This is a genomic window from Sphingomonas abaci, assembly GCF_014199625.1.
In the GTDB taxonomy this organism is placed as follows: Bacteria; Pseudomonadota; Alphaproteobacteria; order Sphingomonadales; family Sphingomonadaceae; genus Sphingomonas; species Sphingomonas abaci.
Genome location: NZ_JACHNY010000001.1, coordinates 778,847 through 793,638 on the forward strand (window position 1 = coordinate 778,847; position 14,792 = coordinate 793,638).

13 protein-coding genes are annotated in these 14,792 nt (G+C 70.8%); 11 read left to right on the forward strand and 2 right to left on the reverse strand.

Going from position 1 to position 14,792, the window contains the following annotated elements; all coding sequences use genetic code 11:
• Window positions 1-87 precede the first annotated feature (87 nt).
• Window positions 88-2,586 (reverse strand): penicillin-binding protein 1A, encoded by a 2,499-nt coding sequence (locus GGQ96_RS03470; RefSeq protein ID WP_184111528.1) that lies wholly within the window; start codon window positions 2,584-2,586, stop codon window positions 88-90.
• A 178-nt stretch (window positions 2,587-2,764) separates the two neighbouring features.
• Here GGQ96_RS03470 and GGQ96_RS03475 point away from each other — a divergent pair, with 178 nt between their 5' ends.
• The 3 genes from GGQ96_RS03475 to GGQ96_RS03485 all read left to right on the forward strand — a co-directional run bounded on the left by GGQ96_RS03475 (window position 2,765) and on the right by GGQ96_RS03485 (window position 5,803).
• Window positions 2,765-3,484, forward strand: coding sequence for a phosphocholine cytidylyltransferase family protein (locus GGQ96_RS03475; RefSeq protein ID WP_184111529.1), 720 nt, complete (start codon window positions 2,765-2,767; stop codon window positions 3,482-3,484).
• Complete coding sequence (locus GGQ96_RS03480; protein WP_184111531.1) at window positions 3,481-4,590, forward strand: hypothetical protein; 1,110 nt, start codon at window positions 3,481-3,483, stop codon at window positions 4,588-4,590. The genes GGQ96_RS03475 and GGQ96_RS03480 overlap by 4 nt, the downstream gene beginning before the upstream one ends.
• A gap of 124 nt (window positions 4,591-4,714) precedes the next feature.
• The gene (locus GGQ96_RS03485; RefSeq protein WP_184111533.1) at window positions 4,715-5,803 is read left to right on the forward strand and encodes a CDP-alcohol phosphatidyltransferase family protein; all 1,089 of its coding nucleotides are present in this window, start codon (window positions 4,715-4,717) and stop codon (window positions 5,801-5,803) included.
• Here GGQ96_RS03485 and asnB read toward each other — a convergent pair.
• Window positions 5,787-7,736 (reverse strand): asparagine synthase (glutamine-hydrolyzing), encoded by a 1,950-nt coding sequence (gene asnB, locus GGQ96_RS03490; protein ID WP_343058906.1) that lies wholly within the window; start codon window positions 7,734-7,736, stop codon window positions 5,787-5,789. The two genes, GGQ96_RS03485 and asnB, sit on opposite strands and share 17 nt — an antisense overlap.
• Before the next feature lie 54 nt (window positions 7,737-7,790).
• On the opposite strand from asnB, the gene GGQ96_RS03495 reads away from it, so the two are divergent.
• The 8 genes from GGQ96_RS03495 (at window position 7,791) to xylB (ending at window position 14,792) form a co-directional block, all read left to right on the forward strand.
• Window positions 7,791-9,122 (forward strand): lipopolysaccharide biosynthesis protein, encoded by a 1,332-nt coding sequence (locus GGQ96_RS03495; protein ID WP_246360020.1) that lies wholly within the window; start codon window positions 7,791-7,793, stop codon window positions 9,120-9,122.
• A gap of 65 nt (window positions 9,123-9,187) precedes the next feature.
• Window positions 9,188-9,652, forward strand: coding sequence for a DUF2141 domain-containing protein (locus tag GGQ96_RS03500; RefSeq protein ID WP_184111534.1), 465 nt, complete (start codon window positions 9,188-9,190; stop codon window positions 9,650-9,652).
• Between the two features lie 136 nt (window positions 9,653-9,788).
• Window positions 9,789-10,805: a diacylglycerol kinase family protein gene (locus GGQ96_RS03505; RefSeq protein WP_184111536.1), complete on the forward strand. Its 1,017-nt coding sequence runs from the start codon at window positions 9,789-9,791 to the stop codon at window positions 10,803-10,805.
• Complete coding sequence (locus tag GGQ96_RS03510) at window positions 10,802-11,680, forward strand: hypothetical protein (RefSeq protein ID WP_184111538.1); 879 nt, start codon at window positions 10,802-10,804, stop codon at window positions 11,678-11,680. Before GGQ96_RS03505 ends, GGQ96_RS03510 begins: the two co-directional genes overlap by 4 nt.
• A complete protein-coding gene (locus tag GGQ96_RS03515; protein ID WP_184111540.1) occupies window positions 11,677-12,426 on the forward strand; it encodes a nucleotidyltransferase family protein in 750 nt (249 codons plus the stop codon). The genes GGQ96_RS03510 and GGQ96_RS03515 overlap by 4 nt, the downstream gene beginning before the upstream one ends.
• Window positions 12,427-12,443: 17 nt before the next feature.
• On the forward strand, window positions 12,444-12,824 hold the full coding sequence (gene gloA2, locus GGQ96_RS03520) for an SMU1112c/YaeR family gloxylase I-like metalloprotein (RefSeq protein ID WP_184111542.1): 381 nt from the start codon (window positions 12,444-12,446) through the stop codon (window positions 12,822-12,824).
• An 82-nt stretch (window positions 12,825-12,906) separates the two neighbouring features.
• Window positions 12,907-14,034, forward strand: a complete 1,128-nt coding sequence (locus GGQ96_RS03525) for a fumarylacetoacetate hydrolase family protein (RefSeq protein ID WP_184111544.1) — start codon at window positions 12,907-12,909, stop codon at window positions 14,032-14,034.
• Window positions 14,031-14,792, forward strand: a complete 762-nt coding sequence (gene xylB, locus GGQ96_RS03530) for a D-xylose 1-dehydrogenase (RefSeq protein ID WP_184111546.1) — start codon at window positions 14,031-14,033, stop codon at window positions 14,790-14,792. The genes GGQ96_RS03525 and xylB overlap by 4 nt, the downstream gene beginning before the upstream one ends.

A 14,792-nucleotide genomic window follows, 5' to 3' on the forward strand; every position in this document is an offset into this window, starting at 1 on the left:
CAGGACCGACATGCCCGGCGATCCGGGCAGTCTTGTGGCGGGACCGGTCGGGCCCGCCGGAAACCATCAGTGATATAGGCATGGCGGCTAGTAGATTCCGCCTTCCCTTTGCAAGAAATCGCTGTCGCGCGGGGTCGGCGCCGCGGTCGGCGCGGGCGCGGCGGCGGGCGTGGCGGCATCGCCCCGGCGGCGGGCGCGGCGCGGCTCGCTCTCCGGCTTGAACGCTTCCCAGATCACGGCGGCGCGCGGATCGTCGGGATCGGGCCAGGTGCCGAACACCGGCCGGCCGCTCATCCGGTCGATCCGCACCATGCGGATGCCCGGCGGCGCGCGGAACGGCAGCTTGTCCAGCCCGTCATAGGCCTTGACCGCGAATTCCTTGAACACCGGCGCGGCGAAGGTGCCGCCCTCGACGCCGCCCAGGTTCCGGGGATGGTCGTAACCGATATAGAGGCCGCCGATGAACTGCGGCGTGCCGCCAATGAACCAGACGTCGGTCGGCCCGGTGGTGGTGCCGGTCTTGCCCATCATCGGCCGGTCGAGGTCGCGCAACACGGTGGCGGTGCCGCGCTGGACCACGCCCTCGGTGATGTGGACCATCTGATAGGCGGTCATCGCGTCGATCACCTGCTTCTGGCGCAGCGCCGGGCGCGGCATCGGCCCGCCGGTCCAGTCGGGTGCGTTGCACCCATCGCACGGCCGCCAGTTTTCCGGCAGCACGACCTTGCCATGGCGGTCCTGGACGAAGTCGATCAGGGTCGGCTCATGCCCGCGCCCCTGGTTGACCAGCGTCGCATAGGCGTTGACCATGCGCAGCACCGTCGTTTCGCCGGCCCCCAGCGCGATCGACAGATAGGGCGGATAATCGCCCACCCCCATCCGCTTCAGCGTGTCGACCAGCTTGGGCATCCCCGTGGTCGCCGCCATCCGCACCGTCATCAGGTTGCGCGACTGCTCGATGCCCCAGCGCATCGTCTTGGGGCCGGCCGAGCGCATATTGGCGAAGTTGCGAAAGCATTTCTGACCCAGCCGCGCGCCCTGGTCGACGCAGAACGGCCCATCGACGATGATCGACGCGGGCGTCATGCCGTTCTCCAGCGCCGCCGAATAGACCAGGGGCTTGATGGTCGAGCCGGGCTGACGCATCGCCTGCACCGCGCGGTTGAACGCCTGCAGCCGCGCGTCGAAGCCGCCCTGCATCGCCAGCACGCGGCCGGTCGCCGGCTCCTCCACCACGAAGCCGCCCGACACCCGCGGCACCGAGCGCAGCGCGAAACCGCTGCCCGACGGCGCGACCGCAATGATGTCGCCGGGCTTGAGCGTGCCGAAGGCCGGGGTCGCGGTGCCCCGCTTGGGGCTCTGCGCGGCCCAACGCGGCAGCAGGCCGGTCGCACCGTTGGCGAAGCCCAGCCGCCACGCATCGCCCTCGCGCCCGATCACGATCCCGGCGCGCCAGTCCTGATAGTCGAGCGCAATATTGGTGTTGAGCAGCGGCTGCTGCCAATTGTCGCCGTCCAGATCGACATGGCGCAGCGGCCCCGACCAGCCGCGGCCGCTCTCGTAGCGGATCAGCCCATCGCGCAGCGCCTGCGCCGCCAGGTCCTGAAGCCGGGTATCGAGCGAGGTGCGCACCCACAGCCCGCCCTCATAGACGCTGTTCGGGCTGGCCTTCGCCGTCTCGCCGAACCGGTCGATCAGTTCGCGCCGCACCGCCTCGACGAAGTAACCGCCGACCGCCTCGAACTTGGGCGTGCGCCGCCGCACCGTGCCGAGCGGCGCGGCATTGGCCTGTGCGAACTGCGCCTGGGTGATGAAGCCGTTGCGCACCATCTCGCGCAGCACATAGTTGCGCCGGGCCAGCGCCCGGTCGGGATGGCGGATCGGATCATAGTTGGACGGACCCTTGGGCAGGATCGCCAGATAGGCGAGCTGCGGCAGGTCCAGCGCGTTCAGTTCCTTGTCGAAATAGGCGTGCGCCGCCGCCTCGACGCCGAACGCGTTGCGGCCGAGCGGAATCTGGTTGAGATAGAGTTCGAGGATCTGCTGTTTCGACAGCGTATCCTCAATCTTATACGCCAGGATCGCCTCGCGCAGCTTGCGCGTCGGCGAATATTCGTTGCCGATCAGCAGGTTCTTGGCGACCTGCTGGGTGATGGTGGAGCCGCCCTTGGCGCGCCGGCCGGTGCCGAACTTAGCCGCATAGTCGACCACCGCGCCGGCCAGGCCGGGATAGTCGACGCCGTGATGCTCGAAAAAGGTCCGGTCCTCCGCCGCCAGGAACGCCTTGACCAGAAGCGGCGGATATTCGGCATAGGAGAGCTGCACGCGCCGCTCGCGCGCATAGGACTGGATCGGCGCGCCATCGATTCCCCGCACATTGGTCGGCAGCGGCGGCTCATAGGCGCGAAGCTGGTCGACCGAGGGAAGCTGGCGGATCACCAGCAGCCATAGCAGGGCCCAGCCGATCGCGGCCAGCAGCGCGAGCACCGCCAGCGCCTTCACCCACCACCGTCCCCAGGCGCGCGCCAGCCGTTCGCCGAGGCGAGGGGGCGGGGTTTGCGGTGCGGGGGGAGAAGCGGACGCCATGATGGGGACCGCCATCTAACGCAAAAGGGGCGCGCGCGAAATCTCCGAATATCCGGCGCCGCCCCCGACCCGTCCGGTCGAGCGGCGCTGCAGCCCGTCCGCCGCCGCATTGCGACCATCTTCGCGGATTAGCGGCCAAGCCCATGTTCGGGAAAGATATGTGCGAAGAGATGCGGCGATGAAGGCGATCCTGCTCGCGGCCGGACAGGGGTCGCGGCTGCTGCCGCTGACGCTGGAGCGGCCGAAATGCCTGGTGCCGGTCGGCGGCCGCGCGATCCTCGACCATCAGCTGGACGCCTGCGCCGCGGCCGGGGTGGAGGAGGCGGTGGTGATCGGCGGCTATCGCATCGCGCAGATCGCCGCGCACCTCGCCGCCCGGCCTTCCGACGCACTGCCCGTCCGGCTGGTCCTCAACCCCTTCTGGGCGGTGGCGAGCAGCATCGGCAGCGTCTGGGCGGCGCGCGACCTGCTGGGCGACGCCTTCCTGCTGATGAACGGCGACACGGTCTTCGACCCCGATGCGCTGCGCTTCGCGGCGGCGCACGCCGGTGCCGGCGTGTCCCTGCTGGTCGATCCGCTGGATGGGCCGGCCGAGCCCGACGACATGCTGGTCACGGTGGCGGGAAGCCGGGTCACGGCCGTCGCCAAGACGTTGGGTCCCGCGCTGGCCTCGCACCGGTCGCTCGGCGTCGTCGTGGCGCGCGCGGGGTCGGGCTATGCCGCGGCGCTCGAAGCGGTGATCGGCGGCCCGGAGGGCATCCACGCCTTCCACCATGCGATCCTCGACCGGCTGGCGCGCGACGACGCTGTCGCGGCGCTGGCGCTGCCGTCCGGCCTGGCTTGGCAGGAGGTCGATCGGCCCGAGGACATCGCCCGCTGGCCGGACCCGATCGCATGATCCGGCCGGTCGCGTTCCTCTTCCTGGGCGAGACGCTGCTGATCCCGCATCTCTGGCCGATCGCGGAAGCGCTGGCGAGAGCGGGTGTGCCGGTCGACGCCTGGGTCGCGACCTCGGTGCACGAGGCGCTGCTGACCAAGTGGAGCACGGGCCTGCCGGTCCGCATCCGCCGTGCGCCGGGCTTCCGCCAGGTGGACGGGCCGGCGGGGCGCAATCCGCCGCTGCCCGCCAAGATCCCGGTCCTGCTGCGCCTCCTGCCCCGCCTGCGGTCCGCCCGCGCGGTGGTCTGCGCCGAGCAGACCAGCCTGTGGCTGCCGCGTCTTTTCCCCTGGCTCGGCCTGCCCTTCATCAAGACCTCGCACGGCGTCGGGTCGATGAGCGCGCGCGACGATCCGCGCCGTCGCGCCGCCGCGCTGACCCTGGTGCCGAGCGAGCGGGAGCGCGCCACCTATCTGACGCGCGGCTTCGATCCGCCCCGGATCGTCGCCACCGGCTACGTCAAGGCCGGGTTTCGGCAGCGGACCGTCACCCGCCTGCCCTTCGCCGATTCGCGCCCGACCATCCTCTATGCGCCGCACTGGCAGCGGCACCGCTCGTCCTGGTGGGACTGGGGCGAGGCGGTGGTGCGCCGGATCGTCGATGACGGTCGCTGGAATCTGATCTTCGCCCCGCACCAAAGATTGTTGGAGGGCGCGCCGGAAATCCGTGCGCTGATGGCGACGCTCGACGGTCACCCCAACGTCCATTGCGACGCGGACGGCTTCGCGATGGTCGACGGCAGCTACACCGCGGCCGCCGACCTCTATCTCGGCGACACGTCGAGCCAGGTGATCGAATTCCTGATGCGCCCGCGCCCCTGCGTGTTCCTGAACCCGGCGAACGTGGCCTGGGCGAACGACCCCGCCTATGCGCAATGGACGTGCGGGCCGGTGCTCGACCATCTCGACGACCTGATCCCCGCCCTCACCGCCGCGCCGGCTGGTCACGACGCTTATGCGGCGGTTCAGGCTCGGTTCGCGACCGAGTCGCTGGGCGACGCCAGCGGCGATGCCCCGGCGCAGGCGGCGGCGGCGATCCGCGCCTTCCTCGCCAAGGCTGGTCGGTGATCGGCCGGCATTCACCGAAAGCCGCGCCGCCCCCTCGGTCGTCCCCGCCCAAGCGCCGCAAAACGCGGACGATCCGTCCCCGAACCCGGTTCGACAATCGCGCCCGATGCGGTAACGGGCGCGGATGACCGTTTCCTTACACGCGATCGGCGACAACACGACTCGCCTATGGGGCATGACCAATGCGGAGCGGGTGCGCCGGATCGGCGTGTCGCAGGGCTTCGCGCCCGAGGGCGAGACCGTGGTGCTGGCCCATCTCGATTATGCCTTCGACCCCGTCTGGACCCGCTATCTGAAGGACAAGCCCGGCACCGTCGTCACCCGCGGCGGCCGGCCGGTGCTGGCGCATGTCGGACGGATCGAGATGGCGGAGGCGGCCGCGCTGATGCTGGCGGGCGCGCCGCTGCCCGGCCTGCGAGAGATCGAGGCCGAGGACGAGGCCGGCATCTTCAACGAAGCGCTGCGCAAGCGCGAGCGGCCGTTCGTCGAGCCGCTGGTGATGGCCACCGTCCCCCAGATCGAGCGGCTGAGCTACAAGGGCGCCTACAAGGGCGTCACCGACCTGCTGACCAAATATCTGTGGCCGGAATGGGCGTTCCGCCTGACCCAGCTCGCCGCGCGCTGGGGTCTCTCGCCCAATAACGTCACCGCGATCGGCACGGGCCTGTGCATCGTCGCGACGGTCGCCTTCTGGCAGGGCTGGTTCTGGACCGGACTGCTGACCGGCCTGGTCTTCATGGTGCTGGACACGGTGGACGGCAAGCTGGCCCGCTGCACCATCACCTCCTCCCGGCTGGGCGACATCTGGGACCATGGCATCGATCTGGTCCATCCGCCGATCTGGTGGTGGGCCTGGGCCAGCGGCTGCGCCGTCTATGGCCGCCCGCTCAGCGACCAGACCTTCTGGATCGTGATCGGCACGATGCTGTTCGGCTATGTCGCGCAGCGGCTGATCGAGGGGGCGTTCATCGTCCGCTTTGGAATGCACATCCATGTCTGGCGACCGTTCGACAGCGACTTCCGGCTGGTCACGGCGCGCCGTAATCCGAACATGGTGATCCTGTTCGCCAGCCTGGTCGCCGGCCGGCCCGACTGGGGCATCGTCGCGGTCGCCGGCTGGACCGCCATTTCGCTGGTCGTCCATCTCGTCCGGCTGTTCCAGGCGATGGGGGTCAAGCGGCGCGGCGAACCCGTGGTCAGCTGGCTGGCCTAACCCGCGCCTTCCACAGGCAATAGACCGCCAGCGCGTAGAGGAAGCGGCTATGGTCGCGTTTGCCCGCGCGGTGGTCGGCGAACAGCCCGTCGACCGCCGAGCGCCGCCAGATCCCCTCGTCGCGCGCGCCGCTCTCCCGCCACAGCATCTCGGCATAGCGGCCGAAATCGCCCGCGAACCAGGCCGATAGCGGCATCTGGAAGCCCTGTTTGCGGCGGTCGAACAGCCCGGCGGGCAGCCAGGGGGCGATCGCCTGACGCACCACCTTCTTGCCCGTCGTGCCGTCCAGCTTCATCGCGGCGGGCATCGCCAGCGCCAGCTCGACCATCTTCTGCCCCAGCATCGGCACCCGTACCTCCAGCGAATGCGCCATGCTGGCCCGGTCGACCTTGGTCAGCATCGCGCCGGGCAGGTTGAGCGCCAGATCGCAGAGCGCGAACTGCTCCAGCGTATCCGCCGACAGCGCCGTCGAGTTGGGAAAATATTCCGCCCGCAGCCGCGCGATCTCGCCGCGCGGATCGCCGTCCATCGCCAGGAACTCGGGCGCGAACACCTGCGCGCGCAACCCCGGCGAGGTGATCTGGAGCTTGGCGAAGAAGCGCGACACGCCGCAGGGCAGGCCGGCGCTGGCCGCGGTCCGGGTCCAGCGCTGCACCGTCTCGTTGGCGCGCCGCCAGGGCAGCGTCGGTACCGCGCCGATCGCGCGCGCAGCGTGGCGCAACGGCGCGGGCAGCGCCCCCACCCGCCGCTCGGTCGCGTGGCGCTTGTAGCCGAAGAACAGTTCGTCGCCGCCATCGCCCGACAGCGCCACCTTCACCTGTTCGGCCGCGACCCGGCTGACATACCAGGTCGGCACCATCGACGGGTCGGCGAACGGCTCGGCATAGCTGGCCGCCACGGTCGGCAGCAGGTCCTGCGCGCCGACCAGGTCGAGCGTGCGCGTGGTGTGGACGGTGCCAAGCGCCGCCGCGACCGCCTCTGCATGACGGCTTTCGTCATATCGTGGGTCGGGAAAGCCGATGGTGAAGCTGCGCACCGGCCGGTCGGATACGCGCGTCATCGCCGCGACCACCGCGGAGGAATCAATCCCACCCGACAGGAAGGCGCCGACCTCGACATCCGCGACCATCTGCTCGGCCACCGTATCGAGCCATGTCCGACGGAACCGCTCCACCCATTCTTCTGGCGGCAGCGGCGGCGCAGGCGTGTAGCGCGGCGTCCAATAGGCCGTCAGTTCCGGCTCCGCGCCGCGCGTGACGGTCAGGATATGCCCCGGCGGCAGCGTTCGCGCCTCGGCATGGATGGTGCGCGGCGTGCGGACATGGCCAAAGCGGAAATAGTCGAGCTGTGCGCGCGGGTCGGTCGTCCAGTGGAAGCCGGGCAGCAAGGTCAGCGCCTGGAGTTCGGAGGCGAAGGCGAAGCCCGCCGGCTGGTCGCTGTAATAGAGCGGCTTGATGCCGACGGGATCGCGCGCCAGCACCAGCCGTCTGGCCTGCCGGTCCCAGATCGCCACCGCGAACATGCCGTCGAGCCGGCCGAACACCTCCGCGCCCCAGCGTTCGTATCCGGCCAGGATCACCTCGGCATCGCCGCTGCTGCGGAAGACCCGGCCCGCCGCCGCCAGCTCGGCCCGCAGAGCAGCGAAATTATAGATCTCGCCGTTGAACATCAGCACGAACCGGTCATCCGGCGAGCGGAAGGGCTGGTGCCCGCCGGCGATGTCCAGGATCGACAGCCGCCGCATCCCGAAGGCGAAGCCCGGCTCGCCATAGAGGCCCTCGTCGTCGGGGCCGCGATGGACGATCGAGTCGCATTGCCGGCGCACCGCCGCGACCGGATCGCCCTCGCCCCGGGCCAGCAGACCGACGATGCCGCAGATGATCCTAACTCCCGTGAAAGCCGTCCCATTATCCGGCCCATCCCGGCCTGTCACGGTGGCGCCGGGACTTGCCCGTGGTTTCTCGGGTGCTTAGGGCTGGCGGCACGCATGACCGGCTCTTCCCTCGACCAGACCGCCCCCGCGCCGTCGCCGGCTCCGCGCGGGATGTTCCGGGCAGCGATGCGCAATCTCGGCTGGATGCTCGCCAGCCGCAGCGTGCTCGCCATCCTGTCGCTCTTCTACCTGGGCATCGCGACGCGCTCGCTGGGCGTCACCGGTTTCGGCCGCTTCGCCCTCATCACCGGCGCGGCGCAGACGCTGGCGACATTGGTCGCCTTCCAGAGCTGGCAGGTGGTGGTGCAATATGGCGTCGGCGCGCGGGCGTCGGGCGACGCGCCCGCGCTCGGCCGGCTCTATCGCGGCGTCGCGCTGCTCGACGCGGCCACCGCGCTGATCGGCGTGGGGCTGGCCTGGCTGATCCTGGAGATCTGGGGCGAGGCGCTGGGCATCGGCGAAACCCTGAAACGGGCGACGCTGATCTTCGCCATCGTCCAGCTCGTCACGGTCCGCTCGACCCCGCTCGGCATCCTGCGGCTGAACGACCGCTTCGCGCTCGCCGCGCTGGCCGACAGCGTGACGCCGGTCGCGCGCTTCCTGGGCGCGATCGCGGTCTGGCTGGTCCATCCGACCGTGCAGGGCTTCCTGTTCGTCTGGGGACTGGCGGAGGTGCTGACCGCCGCCGCTTACTGGATCATGGTCGCGCAGCAGGGCGATCTGGCGCTGATGCGGCGCGGACGCGGCGTCCGCCATCTGCCGCGCGAGCATCCCGGCATCGTCCGCTTCGCGCTGTCGACCAATGCCAGCTCGACGCTCGGCCTGTCGAGCAAGCAGGTGCCGCTGCTCTTGGTCGGCGCGGTGGTCGGCCCGGCGGCGGCGGGCGTGTTCCGGCTGGCGGCACAGCTGGCGCAGGCGCTGGCCAAGGTGTCGCAGCTCCTGTCGCGCGCCGCCTTTCCCGAGGTGGTCAAGTCGGTCCAAACGGCCAGCCCCCGACGCCTGGGACGGATGCTGTCGCGCCTGTTCCTGGGCAGCGGGGTCGCGGCCCTGGGCATCATGGCGATCGTCGCGCTGGCGGGGAAGCCGGTGCTGAGCCTGGTCGGCGGCCGCGACTTCCGCCATGCCTGGCCAGTGCTGTTGTGGCTGGCGGTGGCGGGGTGCCTGGACCTGACGACGGTCGGCGTCGACACGGTGATGACCGCGCTGCAACGCGCCGGCACCGTCTTCGCGATCCGCGTCGTCGGCGTGGCCGTGATGTTCGCCGCCGCTTTCGCGCTCATGCCCTGGTACGCCGCGACCGGCGTGGCGATGGCGGTCACCGCCGGCTCGCTCGTCGTCGCCCTGCTGATGGCGGCGGCGGCGCTGCGCCTATCGCGCCGCGGCTGAGGGGGCCGCCATCGTGCGGCCGTGATTCAGGCCCAGTCCATGCCAAAAGCGCCAGGACGATTTTCATGACCAAGTTGCTGTTTACGCTCGCCATTTCTTCAACGACCCTGTTCGCCGCGCCAGCCCTGGCGCAAGAGTGCGCCGGGATGGCCGGCGCCGGCATGGTGAAGCTGACGGTGCAGGCGACCGGCCTGCGCGATGCTAGGGGCGAGGTCGCCTTCACCCTCTATCCCGACGACAAGCGGCGCTTCCTGGCCAAGGGCGGCAAGCTGCTGCGGGTCCGCACGCCGGCCCATGCGCCGGTGACGACCGGCTGTTTCTGGGTGCGGCCCGGCTTCTACGCGATCGCGCAATATCACGACGCCAATGCCGATCACGATTTCAATCGCACGCTCTGGACGCCCAAGGAAGGATTCGGCTTCTCCAACGACGCGCCGACCTCGATCGGGCTGCCCGCATTCGCCAGCGCCCGCTTCGCGGTTCCAGCCGGTGGCACGACGATCCGCATGGCGATGCGCTACCGGCGCTAGTCCCGGCCGGCCCGCCGGCGGTGAAAATCGACCGACATGACTTGGATCGCGTCATTTTCAGGTCACAAAGTCATCGTCTTACGTTTACGTCATAATCCTGTAGCCGCCGGGTCATCCGGCGGGTAGCGGAGGCTTGGTGTCCACGGTTCTGTCTGCATCCCTTCCCTTCTGCGCCGCCCCGGTCGACGCCCCCGCACCGGCGAAGCCGATGCCGGGCCTGGGCGTGCTCGGTCCGCTGCGCGTCGGGATCGTCTGCAATCCCAAGAGCCATCGCAACCACGGCGCGGCCTATGAGGCGGGCGTGGCCGGCGCCGACAGCCTGATCGTCGCCGCCCCGCGCACCCGCGCCGCACTGGCGGAGACGCTGGTTGATTTCGCGGCGCGCCGCATCGACCTGCTGGTGATCGATGGCGGCGACGGCACGGTGCGCGACGTGCTGACCGCCGCCGCCGATATCTGGGCGGACGCCTGGCCCCGCGTCGCCGTCATCCCCTCGGGCAAGACCAATGCGCTGGCGATCGACCTGGGCCTACCCGCCGATTGGGCGCTGACCGACGCGCTCGACGCCGCCCGGCGCGGCATGACGGTCGAGCGGCGGCCGCTGGAGATCGCCCGCACCGGCGACGCCGCGCCGCCGGCGCGCGGCTTCCTGTTCGGGGCAGGCGCCTTTGCCAAGGCGACCGAACTGGCGCAGCATACCCACCGCGCGGGCGCCTTCAACAATCTGGCGGTCGGGCTGGCGCTGGGCTGGGGCGTGGCGCAGACCCTGTTCGGCTCGGCGAAGAGCGCCTGGCGCGCCGGCAGCGCGATGCGCCTCGCCTGGCCCGGCCGGCCGGCGGAGACGCGCGCGCGCTACCTGCTGCTCGCCTCGACGCTCGACCGACTGCCGATGGGACTGAAGCCGTTCGGCCCGTCGCGCGACGGCATCCGCCTGCTCGTGATCGACGCGCCGCCGCGCCGGATGATGCTGGCGACGCCGGCGCTGCTCGCCGGATCGGTCGCGCCATGGCTGGCGCGTGCAGGCTATCACCATGTCGCCGCTCCGCGGTTCGAGGTGGAGCTGGACGAAGGCTTCATCCTGGACGGCGAGCATTTCCCCGGCGGCGCGCTGACCGTGCGGCAGGGACCGGCCCTCGCCTTCGTCGCGCCATGACCGACCCGCTTCGCGCCTATGTCGCGGCGGGACTGGACGCGGTGGTGGCGGAGCCGGTGCGCGCGGTCGCGGCGCGGCTTGCCGGCGACGGCGACGCCGTGGCGGTGCTGTTCTACGGCTCCAACCTGCGCACCCGGTCGCTGGACGGGGTGCTCGACTTCTACGTGCTGACCGAGGGGCCGGCCGAACGCGGGCTGTGGCCGACGGTCAGCTACCGCGAGTGGCCGATGGGCGGGCAGGTGCTGCGCGCCAAGATCGCGACGATGCGCGCCGCCACCTTCCGCGCCGCCGCCGGCGGCGCACTGGTCGACACCACCATCTGGACCCGTTTCGTCCAACCCGCCGCGCTCGCCTGGGTCCGCGACGAGGCGGCCCGCGATGCGGTGATCGACGGCGTCGCCGCGGCGGCGGTCACCGCATCGCGCTTCGCCGCCGCGCTGGGGCCGGCGGAGGGCGGCCCGGCGGACTTTTGGCGCGCGCTGTTCCGCCAGACCTATGCCGCCGAACTGCGCGTCGAGCGACCGGGCCGCGAGGAGCAGATCATCGCGCATGGCGCGGGCCGCTACGAGGCGCTGCTGCCGCTCGCCTGGACGGCGGCCGGCATCGCCTTCGCCCGGAACGGCGAGCGCCTGGCGCCCCGCCTGCCCCAGGCCGACCGCGTCCGCCGCGCGTGGCGGCGGCGGCGGCGGCTGGGCAAGCCGCTCAACATCGCCCGGCTGATCCGCGCCGCCTTCACCTTCGAGGGCGCGGCCGCCTACGGCGCGTGGAAGGTGGAGCGGCACACCGGCGTGGCGGTGACGCTGACACCGTGGCGGAGGCGCCACCCGGTACTGGCCGCGCCCGCCGTGCTGTGGCAGGTGTGGCGGCGACGATGACCTGGTCGGCCCTGATCCTGGCGGGCTCCCGCCCCGGCGCGACCGATCCGGTCGCCACCTATGCCGGCGTCTCGCACAAGGCACTGATCCGGCTGGAGGGCGCGACCCTGCTCGCCCGGGTCGCGGCGGCGGTGCGCGCCGCCGGCGCGACCCGGGTCGCCGTCTCCGCATCGGACCCGGCGGTGGTGGTGGAGGCGATGCGGCTGGGGCTTGAGGTGTTGCCCCCCGCGAGCGGCCCGAGCGCCAGCGTCGCCGCCGCGCTGACCGTGCTCGGCACGCCCCTGCTGGTGACGACCGCCGATCACGCGCTGCTCGACGGCGCCTGGATCGCACGCTTCCTGGCCGATGTGCCGACCGATGCCGACGTCGCGACCCTGCTCGCCCGGCGCGACGTGGTGGAGGCGGCCGCGCCCGCGACCCGGCGGACCTGGCTGCGCTTCGCCGACGGCGACTGGTCGGGCTGCAACCTCTTCTGGCTCGCCACGCCCGAAGCGGCCTTGGCGATCGGCCTGTGGAGCCAGGTCGAGGCGGATCGCAAGCGGCCGTGGCGGATCGTCTGGCGACTGGGACCGGCGCTGCTGCTGCGCTACCTGTTCGGCCGGCTGACCCTGGCGGCGGCGGTGCGGCATCTCGGCCGGCGGGCCGGCGTGACGACGGCGGTGGTGCCCAGCCCCTTCGGCCTGGCGGCGATCGATGTCGACAAGCCCGCCGATCTCGACCTGGTCCGCACGCTCATCGGCTCGTGATTCCTGAAAGGCCGCCCATGATCCGATCGCTCCATCATGTCGCGATCATCTGTTCCGACTATACGGTATCGAAACGCTTCTACAGCGAGCTGCTCGGCTTGCCCGTGCTGTTCGAAGTCTATCGTGCGGAGCGTCAGTCGTGGAAATGCGACCTGGCCGTAGGCGCGGCGCAGATCGAGCTCTTCTCCTTTCCCGACCCACCGGCACGGGTCAGCCGGCCCGAAGCGCGCGGGCTGCGTCACCTGGCCTTCGCGGTCGAGAATCTCGACGCCGCCGTCGCCCGGCTGGTCGCGGCGGGCGTTGCGGTGGAGCCGGTGCGGATCGACCCCTATACCGGCCGCCGCTTCACCTTCTTCGAGGACCCGGATGCGCTGCCGCTCGAACTCTACGAGGCCTGACGATCGGCCCCGGATCGGCGGCAAGCCGCGCTTGACGCCCCCTCCCGCATATAAGATACCGCTACCATAATTGGAGGGGATGATGGTGACACGCGTTTCGACCTGGGCCGAGGCTTTGCCCGCCGATTGGCGCGACGGTATGTTGCTGGGCCGCATCCAGACCGAGGCCGGCCCGTCGCCGATCCTGGTCCGGGGCGGCGTGGCCTATGACATGGCGCGGGTCGCGCCGACGGTCTCGGCGCTGATCGCCGACCGGCTGTTCGACGGCGGCGAGCCGCTCGGCGATCTCGACACGCTCGACCTGGCGCTCCTGCTCAGCCCCATCGATCTGCAATGCGTGAAGGCGGCGGGCGTGACCTTCGCCGTGTCGGCGCTGGAACGGGTGATCGAGGAGCGCGCGCGCGGCGATCACAACAAGGCCGCCGAACTGCGCGGCCGGCTGGAAGAGGCGCTGGGCGGCAGCATCCGCTCGGTGATCCCCGGCACCGCCGAGGCGGCGGCGCTGAAGGACGCGCTGATCGCCGATGGTCTGTGGTCGCAATATCTGGAGGTCGCGATCGGCCCGGATGCGGAGATCTTCACCAAGTCGCCGGTGCTCTCCACGGTCGGCCTCAACGCGCCCGTCGGCGTCCGCTCGGATTCCACCTGGAACAATCCGGAGCCGGAGGTGGTGCTGGTCGCCGACGCGCACGGCATCGCGGTCGGCGCGACGCTGGGCAATGACGTCAATCTGCGCGACTTCGAGGGCCGCTCGGCGCTGCTGCTCGGCAAGGCCAAGGACAATACCGCCTCCTGCTCGCTCGGTCCGCTGATCCGGCTGTTCGACGACGGCTATGCGATGGAGGATGTCCGCGCCGCCGACGTGTCGCTGACCATCACCGGCACCGACGATTATGTCCTGAACGGCCACAGCACGATGCAGGAGATCAGCCGCGATCCGGAGGAGCTGCTCCGCCAGGCGCTGAGCGAGCATCATTATCCGGATGGGCTGGTGCTGTTCTGCGGCACCCTGTTCGCCCCGACCCAGGACCGCGACGAGCCCGGCAAGGGCTTCACCCACAAGGTCGGCGATACGGTGGCGATCCGCAGCGAGCGGCTGGGCACCTTGGTCAATCCGGTCACCACTTCGCGCGATGCACCGGCCTGGACGATGGGCATCGGCGCGCTGATGACGAATCTGGCAGGCCGCGGCCTGCTGGGGGCGAAGTGATGGCGGCCCGCTATCCCTCGCTGGCCGGCAAGCGCGTGATCGTCACCGGCGGCGCCAGCGGCATCGGCGCCGGCCTGGTCGAGGCGTTCGTGGCGCAAGGATCGGCGGTGGCGTTCGTCGACATCGCCGAGGCCGATGGCCAGGCATTGGCGGCGAAGCTGAACGAGACGGCGGCGCATGCCCCCCTCTTCCGGCGCTGCGACCTGACCGATCTCGACCAGCTGGCGACCGTCTTCGCCGAACTGGAACAGGCGCTTGGCGGAGTCGACATCCTGGTCAACAATGCCGCCAGCGACGACCGCCATTCGGTCGAGGACGTCACTCCGGCCTATTGGGACGAGCGGTTCGCGGTCAATCTGCGCCACCAGTTCTTCGCCGCCAAGGCGGTGATCCCGGCGATGAAGCGCGCCGGCGGCGGCGCGATCCTGAACTTCGGCTCGATCAGCTGGCACCTCGCCTTGCCCGACCTGGTCCTCTACCAGACCTGCAAGGCGGCGATCGAGGGACTGACGCGCAGCCTGGCCCGCGACCTTGGGCGCGACGGCATCCGGGTCAACACCATCGTGCCCGGCAACGTCCAGACGCCCCGCCAGGAACGCTGGTACACGCCCGAAGGCGAGGCCGAGATCGTCGCGGCGCAATGCCTGGACGGTCGCATCCAGCCCGCCGACGTCGCTGCGCTGGCGCTGTTCCTGGCCTCCGACGACGCCCGGATGTGCACCGGCCACGACTATTTCGTGGATGCCGGCTGGCGGTAA